We start from the raw sequence: 14,309 nt of genomic DNA on the forward strand, positions 1-14,309 counted from the left end.
TTCCAGCCTGTTCTTTTGTCCGCCGGACCAGTTTGAGCGTGCTTGGCAGAACATTACGGAATCACTTTTATCTGGCGGTGTTTTTTGCGGTCATTTTATGGGGCCGAATGATTCTTGGGCAAAAATGGAACGCGGTGATCTGACCGTTCACACCCGTACTGAGGTGGAAGCGCTTTTTTATCCAAACTTCAAAATCATCGATGTCTATGAGCATGACTCAGAGGGGATGACATTGATTGGCAAGAAAAAACACTGGCACACCTACTCTGTCGTTGCTCAAAAAATAAGATAAGGGTATGGGGTGACTCATCTTAGTGTCATCTGTATGAATCCAGACGCAAAGTGTTTCGGTGTCAGGTTGTCTTTTGATGATGGTGTTAGTTTATGATCGGCTGTGAATGCGTTAATAACGAAATAGTACAAGGATCTCAATGTCGAATACTCGCTTAGTTGTGCTTACTTTACTGGCAATGATTGCGTTCGCAGGAAATTCTCTACTGAATCGTCTTGCTCTAAACGATACCAATATTGATGCCGCTAGCTTTACCACCCTGCGGTTGGTTTCCGGTGCGATGATGCTGTGGCTTGTTGTGCAAATTGTACATCGCAAGCATTCGAACCGTATTGGCAAAGGCAATTGGTTGTCGGCAACCGCCTTAGTGGTTTACGCGGCTGGGTTTTCGTTTGCTTATATCAGTCTTTCGGCCGCGATGGGGGCTCTGATTCTTTTTGGTGCGGTGCAGGCAACGATGATCACTCATGGTCTTTGGCTGGGTGAACGGCTAAGAGGATTACAAGTTATCGGGCTTTTACTTGCGTTGGGTGGCTTAGTGGGTTTGTTTTTACCGGGTATTTCTAAACCGCCTCTATTGGGCTCACTGTTGATGTTACTCGCTGGAGTCGCTTGGGGCGTGTATTCCTTGCGCGGTAAGGGGGAGGGCGATGCGACTCGAGTCACGGCAGGGAATTTTCTGCGTGCGGTTCCTATTGCGTTGGTATTAAATCTGCTGATGTTCCAGCATTTTTCGTTCGATAGTGCTGGGTTTTGGTATGCAGTCGCGTCGGGCGCTTTGGCGTCTGGACTCGGCTATGCCATTTGGTACACAGCCTTGCCTGCCTTGAAATCAACGACGGCAGCCACTGTTCAATTGAGTGTTCCAGTGATTGCAGCCGTAGGGGGGATTCTTTTACTGAATGAGGACTTAAGCCTGCGCTTAGTTGTCGCCTCAGTGGCGATACTTGGTGGTATTGCGCTGGTGATTTTAGAGAAAAAAGCAGCTTCAAGTAAATAAAGAGAAGAGTGTAAGTAAAGGGTAAAATACAAATACCAGTGCAGGCCTATACTGTTGACGCTCAGGGAACTGTGCGAGGGGTCGGGTAACCAGCACTCCTCTCGCGACCGTTGCAATCGACGTTGGCAAAAATTTAGCCCATGATTTAGACGCTAATCACTTATTTTCTTATAAAAATACTTACGACAAGTGCTTTCATCCAAGCGTTTAAGGACAAAGACTAAAATCCCAATCACAGCCACTGTAAATACAATGCGTCCCCAAAAATAGTCATAAAGTCCGCACCAATCAACAGAATCAGTAGCGCGTTTTCAATCAAGCTATGAAGTAGGTTGAGCAACATCATGGCGACGAAAATATCCCGTGGGGAGATGTGTCCTCGTTTTGCTTCATTAATAAGTAAACCACCAATGCGAATTATCAGTGTCATCACAATCCCAACACCTGCTTGTTTAGCAACGGCTACTTCGATGGAAAGTGAATGAGCAAGCAACATCAAAGTGCCAAGAATCGAGACTTGAGCAACGGTTAAATTCGTGTCAATACTCATAAATATCACGAGTCCAGCGTACATATTGGTGACAAGCGTGGTTGCCCACACCAAGCCCATTTCACTAGGCAAGCCGACCAGTGACATGACAGGACTTAGCCATTGGCTCAGTAGCTCGATGCCACCAAGCTTTTCAAGAACCTTGATCACGATGATCATCGGAATCCTGTATTCAGCATTGAAGGTCAGACGTTAGTAGTGGCCACTCACTTTATGATTGCCGCGTCGGTGCCATGGATGACTCATTCACTATAATTTTACTGCAGGCTTTTCCGTATCCCAAGGAGTACTTCAGCGCGGGATAAACCCGCGAGGAGCTGATGGCAAAGCTAAGGGTGATAAGTCCTTTTTGGCCCCATAAAGCCACTATTTCTTCGCGCATATCATCGGCTTCAGGGTTGTGGGCCAGAACCAGCTCTGTAAACTGCACGACCCGCGCGATATCTGGTGGCAGCTTGTTCAGATCTCTATTAATAATGGCGCACACAATATCCGGGCTTAGGTTGGCTTCCAAAGCCATGTTGGTCACCAACTGCGTGCAGGGACCGCAATCATCCCAGATAATCGCCCGTAACCTAGCAGCGAACAGTGGCCCCGGCGGCACATGTCCTGAATGGGATGACAGGATTTGAAACCCCATAAACTTTAAAAATGCCCTTAAATCCGCTTGAAGAATATCCTGCATATAACACACGTCATAGTCATAGCGTTTTTTCATAGACAGCAGCATTTTGTTGAATAGATATCGAATCATGTTAACTCCTCAGAATTTTCCTGAATTCCGTTTAAGAACAACGGTTTTCTATAATTGATGCAATCTTGATAAGTGTCTGGGTCAAGGCTGTGATGACAAGGCGATCTCTTGTGCTTTTGCCTGCTCCTGTGCCTGTGCCTGCGCCTTGACTGGTTTGAACAGGAGCAAGAAGCTCAGCAGAAAGATCATGGAACAGCTGTAAAGCATCCCTGTAAAGCTGCCATCATCCAGAAGACTTGACGCCAGCAGTGGACCTGTCGCCAGGCCGACAAAGGAGACGACGGCTGCAATCGTTGAAAGCCTTCCACTGCTATCCATTTCAGCGGTGACGGCAAACAGGTATGATTGGACGGCTGGCCATGAAAAAAACAATAAGGACATGGCCGCAATATAGGCAGAGGTAATATGTGAAAAGTTGAACAGGATCGCAGCCAGGGTCGACATAACGATACCTGTAATAATCATATAGATGCGACTGACACGTTTACCGCTGATCACCGGGATCATCGCTCCCAGTAACCCTAACATGCCGGTGATAGCGATGTAGGTACTCACATTTTCAGACGTAAGATTGGCGCCCAAACCGATGAGCCTACGTAAGCATAAATGGCACTGGCAGCGGTTAGATAGGACAGGATCGCCAACAGCAACAGCAGTGGTTTGCCAAATAGCTTAGCCAAGGGCATGGATTGGCTGATTGATTTGCTGTCCAGCGGAAGAGCGGGAAGAAAGGGCATCAGAGCTAGGCTAATCAAGATTAAACCTGCCATGACGTAAAACACCGCATATGCGTTCAGCATCTCTTCGAGCGTGGGTAGCCCATACATGACGATAGAGCCAATACTGAACTGTATAAACAGCAAGGTTCCAAATGCACGGTCCGGATTGTTTAATCTGGCCAGTACTGAGAAGCCAGTCCCGACACATAACCCGCCCAGTATTCCAGCCAGAAAGCGCCAGCCAAGCATGATACTGTAGTTCTCAACCCATAAGGTGCTGATATCCGTCAGCGCTAGCAGGGTAAACGAGATAAACATGACGGTTTGCCACTGAATCCGTCGCACCAGAAAAATGGCAACAGTACTGCCCAAGAGGGCACCATACCCATTCAGCGCCACAATTTGCCCAGCTTCGGCTTCATTGAAACCGATACCGCCAGCCAGTGCATTCACAACCCCGGGTAAGAAATTGATATAGGAAAGACCCGCCATTGCAATAAATGCCAGGAAAAGATAGGAGAGGGGATTGCTTACGGGTAGTTTTCTTGAAATAGAGCGATTCAACATACTTCCTCACTTGGATATCTGTGTTCTAAGCTTGGAATCGTATTGCTCTGAAAAATCAAAAAAAATAGGATGATGTCCCTATCAGTCGTGAAGGATATTCATGAATTTCGTGTTGTAGACATTCCCGAGAATGACCGACTATACTCAGCCAATGGATAAACTACGCTCACTGGAAATATTCTTAGCCACTTGTGATAGTGGTAACTTTGCGTCAGCTGCCAGAAGCTGCAATACAGATCCATCTACGGTTAGCAAAGCCATTAGTCGATTGGAAGCCCAGTTGGGATTGACTCTTTTTCAACGCTCCACCCGGCAGTTGCGCATCACCACAGCCGGTAAACGCTATTCCGATAAAGTGCGTAAGCTGCTCCTGGATCTTACTTCCTGCGAAGAAGAGCTGAGGCATTTGAATGATGCGCCTTGCGGTACCCTGCGTATTAATTCTGCTGCCTGCTACGGCCACCTCTATCTGCGCCCGTTACTGCAGGCGTTCTGTCAGCGCTACCCGGAAATCAAGCTCGAAATAGAGATTAATGATCTACACGTGGATGTCATTGAGAACGAAATCGATGTGGCACTGCGAACAGGTTTCGTGAAAGACAGTCGTTTGGTGGCAAGGCGTCTTAGTCCAATGGACTTTCTGACGTGTGTTTCACCTCGATATCTAGAGGTGCACGGGGTACCCCGTTGTGCCGATGATTTTCAGCAACACAGTTGGATTGGTTTTCGAATTAAAGAAACACAACAGCTACAGCCGATTTTTTTGCCCAATGCGAAAGGGGAGTATCTCCCTTATGTGTTAGAACGCACGCATATCACGGATGATGGCGAGGCAATGGCACATATGTGTGTCGATGGTATGGGATTTGCTCAATTACCGCATTTTCTGGCGAAGCTTGGCTTGCAAAGCGGAACATTAGTGTCACTTTTCCCTTATTACCGACCACCGCAACCCGATAATGGCGTGTTTGCTATTTACCCAAAACGAGAGTATTTACCCGCTAAGGTCAGGGTATTTATTGAGTTTATGGCCTCATCATTAGAGGCTGCAGGCGAGGGGACGAATTATACTTGGGCTGAAAACTGGGTGCCTGTGGTCAATTTTCCAGTCTAGTATTGCTACAGTTGTAACTGTTGGTGATTACAAGAGTAAAAACGCCTCCATTTAGGAGGCGTTTTGCAATCTTATTTATTCTTCAGACAATACTTGAATACGTTTAGGCTGCACGGCTTCTCGTTTAGGAATGGTTATTTCCAATACGCCATGTTTGCATTTCGCATTAATAGCATCGCCATTCGCAGAGTCAGGTAAACTGAAGCGCCGATAAAAAGAACCAAAACTACGCTCAACGCGTTTATAGCCTTCCTTTTCGGTTTTGCTTTCGGACTCTTTCTGCCCTTTTACCGTGAGGACACCGGCTTCCATGCTCACCTCAATATCTTCCGGTTTAACGCCGGGTATATCAACAAAAATCAGGAACTTATCGCTTTCTTCTTTAATATCAACAGATGGAGTCCACTCCGCTGTGGCAATGGTACTTTCTTCTGATTTTTCATCTCTGGATAGCTCTAATTCTTTTTGTAACTGTCTTAATAAGCTCCAGGGTTCATAACGTGTGATAGCCATGGTCTGAATCCTCATCATTAAACAAGTTAATAAGGTGTTGTTTACCTATGGGCTATATAAGGTGGTTTTTTTAAATTTCAAGAGGGAAAAATAAACGCGCCTTAAGGCGCGTTTATTAAAAACACTTAGCTTGTTTTTGTTTGCGGACTTAGATCAGCATAAAACGAGGTATACTCCTGTGAAAGCCCTTTAAACAGGCTAAAGCACATGAAAAGCAAAACCACAGTGAACGGAAGTCCCGTTGCGACAGCGCCGGCTTGCAGAGCGCTAAGTGCTGAGGTTCCACCGCCTGCCAAGAGTATGCCTGCAATAATCCCAACCAATGCCGCCCAGAAGACACGTTGTTGCTTGGGTGCATCCGTTTTACCGCCTGCGGTAATTTTATCAATGACCAATGATCCTGAGTCGGACGATGTGATAAAAAACACCAAGACCAGAATAATGGCTAAAGAAGAAGTGATACCGCTTAAAGGTAGATTTTCTAACATTTGGAACATTGCCAGTGAGACATCGCCAATGCCATTGCTTAATTGCCCAATACCCTCGGTTGCTTGGTGCAATGCATTGCCGCCAAAAGCCGTCATCCATACGATTGTGACGCAGGTTGGTACAAGTAAAACGGCGGTTAGAAACTCACGAACGGTGCGTCCTTTGGATACACGTGCGATAAAAATGCCGACGAAAGGTGACCAAGAGATCCACCAAGCCCAATAGAAGACGGTCCAGCCGTGAAACCAGGTTTGGTCATCACGTCCAATCCAGTTCGAAAGAGGGATAATATGACTGACATAGTCAAGTGTGGTTTTAAAGAGGCCATTGATAAAGAGCGTCGTCGAGCCCGCAATTACAACGAATAGCAGTAGGGCTATGGCCATGATCATATTGATGTTGCTGAGCAGTTTTACACCACCATCAATGCCTCTCCATACAGAAATTAAAGCAATAATGGTTACAACAATAATGATTGCGATTTGGGTGCCGATAGAATTGGGGACACCAAAGAGGTAGTGTAATCCTCCCGCTGCTTGTGAAGCGCCTAAGCCAAGCGATGTGGCTAAGCCGAAAATCGTTGCCAAAACGGCAACAATATCAATTGTATGTCCAATCCATCCACGCGTGTGTCGTCCTAAAATAGGGAAGAAAGCCGCACGTAAGGTCATAGGAAGGTTGCGGTTGTATGCAAAAAAAGCAATGGCTAACCCGACTACCCCCATAAATAGCCCAAGGGTGTAAGCCCCAGTGAAACATTGTTGCACCCATGGCTGCAGAGGCACCGCTTTCTGTGTTCGCTGCTGCATTGAGTGGTGTACCGTACCAGTCGGTATAATAGGCGACGGGTTCTGCAACGCTCCAAAACATTAACCCTATGCCCATACCAGCGGCAAAGAGCATCGCAAACCATGAGTGTAATGAATATTCTGGTTTTGCATTTTTTCCACCCAAACGGATTTTACCCAGAGGCAGGAATATCAGCACTAAGCAGAACAATACGAAAAGATTACCAGCAATCATAAAGAGCCAGTCAAAATGATTGATGGACCAACACGAGCGGCAACCAGAGAGGTACTGGCTGACTCGGGAAATACGAGTGCGTACACAATAAACGCAATAATTAATATCGCCGACAATGGGAATACGGGATTATGGAAATCCAGCCCCATCAGTTGAGCGTTATCCTGTCCAACTTTGTAGTCGGTGTCTTGATCTTGAATTCGGGCCATATGAGGTTCCCCTGAATAAATTTAACTGGCAGTCTTGTTGTTATTGAGCCAATCCATCACTAGCCATTCTCTGTCGAGTTGACTAATCCTTAGGGCGTATCGATTTTTATGCATTTGACGAATCATTTAAGTCTGAGGGCGACCTAGCTCCTTAGTAATTGCGACATGGGCAATTTCAGGTCGTTTTTGCTATTGACGTCGCAGATGTGTCACCTTTGTTAGTGAATATCTGTATGCGACACTCATGTCTCTATTACAGACATGATTTGCTTTGTGAGGGGTTACGAGATTGCGAGAAGCAAGGTCAGATGCGATCATGAACGAAAATGATAAACACGAGAGACCGCCAATGAATCCGACACAGACCCAAGCAGGTCAGCCACCTTTGCGCAAAACGCGTTCGCAGCCGCGAGGGCGTCTATTGGATGTAAATGCCTTAGAGACGGTAAACCAGTTGTTAGGGGATGCCTCAAATGCTCGCGATAGGTTGATTGAAAATCTTCATACCTTGCAAGACCATTTTGGCTACTTGTCGATGCCGCACTTGCGAGCCTTGTCTGAGCGGATGAATTTACCTATGGCGGCAGTGTATGAAACAGCCAGTTTTTATGCGCATTTCGATTTGATTGACGAAGGCCAAACACCCCCACCAGACATCACGATACGCGTCTGTGATTCATTGTCTTGCCAGTTAGCGGGTTCTGAACAAATGCACAAAGCCCTTGAGATGGGGGTGAACCCGGATCAAGTACGCGTTATTCGAGCGCCTTGCATGGGACGCTGTGATAAAGCGCCGATCGCGGAGGTGAAGCATCGCCATGTTGAGCACGCCACGTTTGAGAGCGTTTTACAAGCGATCCGTCAGCAAGACTTTTCACCAGCGGTTGTTGATTGGCAGGCATTTAAGGCTTACCAAGCGGAAGGTGGGTACCGTTTATTGAATGGGTGTCGTCAAGGCGAGGTTAGTGTTGAGTCGCTTTTGACCCTGCTTGAAGAGTCGGGCCTTAGAGGGCTGGGAGGGGCGGGTTTTCCTACCTTTAGGAAGTGGCAGTTTGTAAGAGCGGAGGCCGGGCCTCGCTACTGTGTGGTGAATGCCGATGAAGGGGAGCCCGGTACGTTTAAAGATCGTTATTACCTAGAAAGACGTCCGCATCAGTTCTTGGAAGGGGCGCTAATCAGTGCTTGGGCCGTCGACGCAAAAGCCATCTATATCTATCTGAGAGATGAATACCCAAGCATACGTCAGTTGTTGCGCGAAGCGATTTCTGAGCTGGAGTCCGAAGGCTGGATTGAACCCGGTTATATTCAGTTACGACGGGGTGCAGGTGCCTATATCTGTGGTGAAGAGTCTGCATTGATTGAGTCTCTGGAAGGTAAACCCGGCAAGCCAAGGCATCGTCCACCCTTTGTGGCGCAAAAAGGCTTATTTGGACAGCCGACCTTGGTTAACAATGTCGAAACACTGTATTGGATACCGCATATTCATGAAAAGGGAGCCGAATGGTTTGCCAGCCAAGGCCGCCATGGTCGCAAAGGTTTGCGTTCCTTTTCGGTGTCTGGCCGTGTTCAAACGCCGGGCGTTCATCTTGCACCTGCGGGGATTACGCTCACTGAGCTGATTGATGAATACTGCGGTGGTTTGCTGCCAGGCCACCAATTATTAGGCTATCTTCCCGGTGGGGCATCGGGTGGAATCTTACCCGCCAGTAAAGCCGATATTCCTTTGGATTTTGATACCTTACAGAGTGAAGGATGTTTTATTGGCTCTGCAGCCATCATTGTGTTGTCCGATCAAGATGACTTAAAAGAAGTGGCCAAAAATCTACTGGCCTTTTTTGCGGATGAATCCTGCGGTCAGTGCACACCTTGTAGAGTGGGTACTGAGAAAATGTTGAGCTTATTGGGTCATCCAACATGGGATGAGCCGACACTTGAATCTTTGGCACAGGTCATGATGGATGCGTCGATTTGTGGTTTAGGTCAAGCCGCACCCAACCCCGTGACGAGCTTATTTAGGCACTTTCGTGATGAACTGATTCAAGCCAAGATTATTGTTAAGGGGTAAGGTGATGAGCACAATTGAATTAACCTTTGATGGTATGACGGTGACGGCATCACCGGGAGAAACCTTGTGGCAAGTTGCAAAGCGCATGGGAGAGGTCATTCCTCATCTCTGCTTTAAAGACGCGGCAGGTTATCGTTCGGATGGAAATTGCCGTGCCTGCATGGTTGAGATTGAAGGTGAGCGGGTGTTAGCCGCCAGTTGCTTGCGTTTAGCGGAAGCGGGAATGGTGGTTAAAAGCCAGGCCTCCACCCGTGCTCAAAATGCGCGAACGGCTGTGCTGGAAATGCTAGTGGCCGATCAGCCTGAGCGTGAAACGAGCCCTGACTCATCCAGCCATTTCTGGAAAATGGCAGATGCCTTAGCGATTGATGTCGGCAAAGTGAGAGCCACCCTGCCCGAGCGTGTCCAACCCCATCTTGCCCCTGATCGTTCTCATAAAGCGATGGCAGTGAATTTGAATGCCTGCATCAGTTGTAATTTATGCGTTCGAGCCTGCCGTGAAGTGCAGGTCAATGATGTTATTGGATTGGCGAATCGTGGGTCAAACTCTAAAATTGTATTTGATTTTGATGATCCCATGGGCAGCAGCACCTGTGTCGCGTGTGGTGAGTGTGTGCAGGCCTGTCCAACGGGAGCTTTAATGCCCTCAACGCTGGTGGATGAGAAGGGCGCAGGGGATTCGGCGGCATTTGATTCAGAGGTTGACTCTATTTGTCCGTACTGTGGAGTGGGTTGTCAATTGACCTATCAGGTTAAAGATAACCGCATCATTAATGTGAAAGGACGGGAAGGACCATCTAACTTAGGACGCTTATGTGTCAAAGGTCGTTTTGGTTTTGACTATCCAAGGCACCCAGCACGCCTAACCAAGCCGCTTATGAGAAAGCCCGGGGTGCCGAAAGGAGTGGACCCTGATTTTGATCCTGCGAACCCGTTAACGCATTTCTATGAAGTGGAGTGGGACGAAGCCTTGGATTTTGCGGCAAGAGGACTGTCGCATTTGCGAGCTGAATATGGGCGTGACGTGCTGGCAGGGTTTGGCAGCGCTAAATGTTCAAATGAGGAGGCTTGGCTGTTTCAGAAGCTCGTGCGGACGGGATTTGGATCAAATCATGTCGATCATTGCACGCGTTTATGTCATGCCAGTTCGGTGGCCGCATTGATTGAATGCATTGGTACCGGTGCCGTTACTGCGTCATTTATGCAAGCGGAGCAGGCTGATGTCGTGATCTTGACGGGCTGTAATCCGGCGGTCAATCATCCTGTTGCCGCGACCTTCTTCAAGCAGGCCGCAAAGAAAGGCACCAAAATTCTGATTCTTGATCCACGCGGTCAAGCGTTAAATGCCTATGCTCATAAAGTGGTTCGCTTTGCACCAGGAACCGATGTGTTTTTATTCAATGCTATGCTACATGTCATTGTGACTGAGCACTTGTATGATGAGGCCTACATTTCTCAACATACCGATGGGTTTGAAGCGCTTAAACAGCATGTTATGCCGTTTTCGCCAGAAGCCATGGCACCTGAGTGTGGTGTAGAAGCCGATGAGATCCGAACGGTTGCACGGCTCTATGCCAATGCTGATAAGGCGATGATTTTCTGGGGTATGGGTATCTCTCAGCATACCCATGGTACGGATAATGCTCGTTGTTTAATTTCCTTGGCCTTAGCTTGTGGCCAAACTGGAAGGCCTGGAACGGGCTTGCACCCCTTACGTGGCCAGAATAACGTACAGGGAGCATCCGATGCAGGCTTAATCCCAATGGTATTTCCAGACTACCAGCCTGTCACTGAAGCTCAAGTTCAATCCGCCTTTGAAGAGCTTTGGGGAACCCCCTTGAGCGATAAACCGGGATTGACTGTTGTAGAGATTATGCATGCGATTGATAAAGGGACTGTCCGAGGCATGTATATTCTGGGTGAGAATCCTGCAATGTCCGATCCAGATTTAAACCATGCCCGCTCTGCGTTAGCCAAGCTTGAGCATTTAGTGGTACAGGATTTGTTTGTCACAGAAACAGCCCAGTTTGCGGATGTCATTCTGCCAGCTGCGGCATGGGCGGAGAAAGATGGAACCGTAACCAACACCAATCGTCAAGTTCAAATGGGACGTGCTGCCATCGCTCCTCCGGGCGAAGCCAAGCCAGATTGGTGGATTATTCAGGCGCTGGCCAATCGGATGGGCTTAAACTGGCACTACACGCATCCGCGTGACGTCTTTGCTGAGATGAAGCAGGGTATGAACTCGCTCAATCACATCACTTGGGACCGATTGGAGCAAGAGGAGTCAGTGACCTATCCTTGTGCGGGTGATAATGAACCCGGGCAGGATATTGTGTACAGCGATGCCTTCCCGACACTGACTGGGCGTGCCAAGTTCTCGACTGCAAGTCCGTTACCGCCCGATGAAACCCTGGATGAAGAGTATCCTGTGGTGCTAACAACGGGTCGACAGTTGGAGCATTGGCATACGGGTTCTATGACGCGTCGAGCAAACGTCTTAGATACACTAGAGCCAGAAGCGGTAGCCAGTCTATCACCAACAGAGTTGCAGAAGCACGGGCTGCAACCGGGGGATGATCTGGTCATTACCACTCGTCGTGGTCAGATCACCTTGAAAGCTCGGGTTGATCCGCTCATGGCAGATGGAATGGTTTTTGTACCCTTCTGTTATGTTGAAGCTGCTGCCAATATTTTAACGAATGCAGCGTTGGATCCGTATGGTAAAATACCTGAGTTCAAGTATGCTGCTTGCCGTTTAAGTGGCAATCAATAAGGTATTAAAACGATGATGTTGGCTGATTTGTTTGACGAAGATGACTTTCGAGACAGCTTAATAAAAATGGGCGTTGGCGTGTCATCAAATATGAGTGTAGAAGAATGCGTTGCATTTATTAACGAAAATGCAGATGCAGAGGTGCGTTTAGTGCTGAAGGTTTGGGCACAGGAACGCTTAATGGAAGCAGGACTATTGCAACCCGAAGTTAAAGAGGCATTAGAGATATTGTGTGAATAATCGCACAATATCTCCTGTCATGAATCTGTATTAACAAGGATGTTTTTCTCCATTTGTCGGTATCGCATTTTGTGGTGCCGCATTTTTTGTTTGGCGGCTTAAAACCTCGGCTTCTTCAGCGGATGTGTTTAGTTGTTCAATAAATTCGTCTGGTACTTTTAGTTGATCCAATGAAACGATGGCACGGATTGCACCTTCTGAGCGTGTCAGACCGATATCATTGAGCAATCGCTCATCCAAATGTGACAGGCTTTGCTCTGTCGCTGAAAGGGTAAATCCCCGTGATAGACTGCTTAATAGGCTGTGTAACCGTGTACTTAATTCATCGAAAAACATATCCTAACTCCTTTGGTTAAAAAGGCTGGGATATCTTCGGGGGAGTTTAGAGACGAATTTTGAATCTAGAAGCCGCGAAGATATCGCGGCCAGATAATATTAGATCATAGCACGCGAATAAGCAGGAATGGGCATCGGCCGTTTATTGGCGACGCTAATTCGAGCTGTATTTCGCGTATTAATCAGTTTCATGGTGTGCTCTAAATAAATGGGTTGAGCGTTAAGAGTTCTATTTATTACATGCGGTTGATGTTAAGTCAACCTTATTTTTGATTTTTATTGAAGTCCCTCGTAAAAAACGATGGACTTCAAATTAAATCAATACGTTATGATTTTCTCGTATTTTCAATAATGCGTTCTGAGTACCAATTGACGAAATCAATTACGCCAAACTCAAAGGTTTCAGAATAAGGACCGGGTTGGTAGGCAATTGAGTTAATGCCTCTTTGATTCTCTTCAGCCAATACTTTGTCTTGGTAGTTGGTTGCATCCCACACTTTACGCATATTCTCAGGATCATAATCAACGCCTTCAACGGCATCTTTGTGAACCAGCCATTTGGTTGTTACCAATGTTTTTTGCGGGCCTAGGGGCAATACACGGAATACGATGGTGTGATCACCTTGCCAGTGATTCCAAGAGTTTGGCAAATGTAAAATACGCAGTGAGCCCATGTCAGGACTGGTGATGCGTCCCATCAATTTAGAACATGCAGGCTTTCCATCCATGGTCATAGAAACGACACCGTCTAATAGGGGAGTGCGTGTCATACGATTGCGCTTACCAAAGTATTTCAGAGTATAGGGGACCCTCATATCATCCCAATCTTTTTGCTTTCGAGCGACCAGATCCTTGTATTCAGGGGTGGCCAGCGGATCATCTGTATCATCAAATTGCTGCAAGGAGTTGAGCAGCTCAGGATGTGAACCATTGCAGTGGTAGCATTCGCGATTGTTTTCAATCACTAGCTTCCAGTTGCAGTCTTCGACGATGTCTGATTGAACCGCCACTTTTAGGTTTTCAGTATCATAAGGCTCTAAATAATGTTCAAGTGATTGAGTGAACTCCTCAATATCCGGTGGAGTCTCCGCTAGGCAAACAAAAATATAGCCTCCGGCCACCTTTACGTTGACCGGTTTAAGGCTGTGGGCGTTCAGGTCGAACGATTCGCCCATGTCAGAACCTGCAAAGATCAAACGACCATCTAATTCATACGTCCATTTGTGGTACGGGCAAACAAGTTTTGCAACCTTACCTTTTTCTGTAACACACAAACGCGATCCCCGATGACGACAGACGTTAAAGAAACCGTGGACCTTGTCCTCCGCACCTCGTACGAGCACAATTGGATTGTCGCCAATATTCAATGTAATGAAATTACCTTTTTTGGGTATCTCGCAGGTCATCCCTGCAAAAATCCATTCTTTTTCAAAAATTTCGCGAATATCGAGTTTAAAAATACGCTCATCATTGTAAAAAGGCTGCTCAAGCGAGTAGTTGGGTTTACGGTTCGCGAGCATGCTGGCTGCCTTCTCACTTACACCCGACAGTGGATCTTCTAACATTGGCGTCAGGACTTGGTTCATTGCGTTCATACCTTTAACAGTGCGTTGATAAATTTGGCGAGAGGGTCTCGACAGTTTCCTTGAAGATAGTGTGGAT

14 protein-coding genes and 1 pseudogene are annotated in these 14,309 nt (G+C 47.1%); 6 read left to right on the forward strand and 9 right to left on the reverse strand.

The annotated features are described in order from the left end of the window. Positions 1 to 97: 97 nt before the first annotated feature. Positions 98 to 292, forward strand: coding sequence for a hypothetical protein (locus D791_RS20785; RefSeq protein ID WP_237748550.1), 195 nt, complete (start codon positions 98 to 100; stop codon positions 290 to 292). A 139-nt stretch (positions 293 to 431) separates the two neighbouring features. Then, a complete protein-coding gene (locus D791_RS07225) occupies positions 432 to 1,292 on the forward strand; it encodes a DMT family transporter (protein WP_051514322.1) in 861 nt (286 codons plus the stop codon). Positions 1,293 to 1,524: 232 nt separating this feature from the next. Here the strand turns inward: D791_RS07225 and D791_RS19900 are convergent, their stop codons facing one another. From D791_RS19900 to D791_RS07245, 4 genes are all read right to left on the reverse strand, one after another. Further along, complete coding sequence (locus D791_RS19900) at positions 1,525 to 2,001, reverse strand: hypothetical protein (protein ID WP_051514323.1); 477 nt, start codon at positions 1,999 to 2,001, stop codon at positions 1,525 to 1,527. A 52-nt stretch (positions 2,002 to 2,053) separates the two neighbouring features. After that, positions 2,054 to 2,596 carry a hypothetical protein gene (locus tag D791_RS07235; protein WP_036509697.1) on the reverse strand — a complete coding sequence of 181 codons (543 nt, stop codon included), beginning with the start codon at positions 2,594 to 2,596 and terminating at the stop codon, positions 2,054 to 2,056. Positions 2,597 to 2,677: 81 nt separating this feature from the next. After that, positions 2,678 to 3,178, reverse strand: coding sequence for a hypothetical protein (locus tag D791_RS07240; protein ID WP_036509698.1), 501 nt, complete (start codon positions 3,176 to 3,178; stop codon positions 2,678 to 2,680). Then, positions 3,148 to 3,882, reverse strand: coding sequence for an MFS transporter (locus D791_RS07245; protein WP_036509700.1), 735 nt, complete (start codon positions 3,880 to 3,882; stop codon positions 3,148 to 3,150). Before D791_RS07245 ends, D791_RS07240 begins: the two co-directional genes overlap by 31 nt. Before the next feature lie 130 nt (positions 3,883 to 4,012). On the opposite strand from D791_RS07245, the gene D791_RS07250 reads away from it, so the two are divergent. Beyond that, positions 4,013 to 4,996, forward strand: coding sequence for a LysR family transcriptional regulator (locus D791_RS07250; protein WP_202806829.1), 984 nt, complete (start codon positions 4,013 to 4,015; stop codon positions 4,994 to 4,996). 75 nt (positions 4,997 to 5,071) lie between these two features. Here the strand turns inward: D791_RS07250 and D791_RS07255 are convergent, their stop codons facing one another. The 3 genes and pseudogenes from D791_RS07255 to D791_RS21990 all read right to left on the reverse strand — a co-directional run bounded on the left by D791_RS07255 (position 5,072) and on the right by D791_RS21990 (position 7,230). Then, a complete protein-coding gene (locus tag D791_RS07255; RefSeq protein ID WP_036509702.1) occupies positions 5,072 to 5,509 on the reverse strand; it encodes an Hsp20/alpha crystallin family protein in 438 nt (145 codons plus the stop codon). Between the two features lie 125 nt (positions 5,510 to 5,634). After that, positions 5,635 to 7,093, reverse strand: a pseudogene (locus tag D791_RS07260) (BCCT family transporter). Further along, a complete protein-coding gene (locus tag D791_RS21990) occupies positions 7,018 to 7,230 on the reverse strand; it encodes a hypothetical protein (RefSeq protein WP_420329339.1) in 213 nt (70 codons plus the stop codon). The pseudogene D791_RS07260 and the gene D791_RS21990 overlap by 76 nt, the downstream one beginning before the upstream one ends. A 349-nt stretch (positions 7,231 to 7,579) precedes the next feature. Here D791_RS21990 and D791_RS07265 point away from each other — a divergent pair, with 349 nt between their 5' ends. Genes D791_RS07265 through D791_RS07275 form a run of 3 tightly spaced genes read left to right on the forward strand, consistent with a single transcriptional unit; the run spans position 7,580 to position 12,311 of the window. After that, positions 7,580 to 9,295 carry an NAD(P)H-dependent oxidoreductase subunit E gene (locus tag D791_RS07265; protein WP_051514335.1) on the forward strand — a complete coding sequence of 572 codons (1,716 nt, stop codon included), beginning with the start codon at positions 7,580 to 7,582 and terminating at the stop codon, positions 9,293 to 9,295. Positions 9,296 to 9,299: 4 nt separating this feature from the next. Further along, a complete protein-coding gene (fdhF, locus tag D791_RS07270) occupies positions 9,300 to 12,071 on the forward strand; it encodes a formate dehydrogenase subunit alpha (RefSeq protein WP_036509704.1) in 2,772 nt (923 codons plus the stop codon). A 12-nt stretch (positions 12,072 to 12,083) separates the two neighbouring features. Then, positions 12,084 to 12,311, forward strand: coding sequence for a hypothetical protein (locus D791_RS07275; protein WP_036509706.1), 228 nt, complete (start codon positions 12,084 to 12,086; stop codon positions 12,309 to 12,311). Positions 12,312 to 12,341: 30 nt separating this feature from the next. Here the strand turns inward: D791_RS07275 and D791_RS07280 are convergent, their stop codons facing one another. Together D791_RS07280 and D791_RS07285 are read right to left on the reverse strand one after the other, a co-directional pair. Further along, on the reverse strand, positions 12,342 to 12,647 hold the full coding sequence (locus tag D791_RS07280) for a DUF1127 domain-containing protein (RefSeq protein ID WP_036509708.1): 306 nt from the start codon (positions 12,645 to 12,647) through the stop codon (positions 12,342 to 12,344). Between the two features lie 326 nt (positions 12,648 to 12,973). After that, on the reverse strand, positions 12,974 to 14,233 hold the full coding sequence (locus D791_RS07285) for an aromatic ring-hydroxylating oxygenase subunit alpha (RefSeq protein WP_036509710.1): 1,260 nt from the start codon (positions 14,231 to 14,233) through the stop codon (positions 12,974 to 12,976). Positions 14,234 to 14,309: the final 76 nt, after the last annotated feature.

Source organism: Nitrincola nitratireducens (genome assembly GCF_000585235.1).
Classification (GTDB): domain Bacteria; phylum Pseudomonadota; class Gammaproteobacteria; order Pseudomonadales; family Balneatricaceae; genus Nitrincola; species Nitrincola alkalisediminis.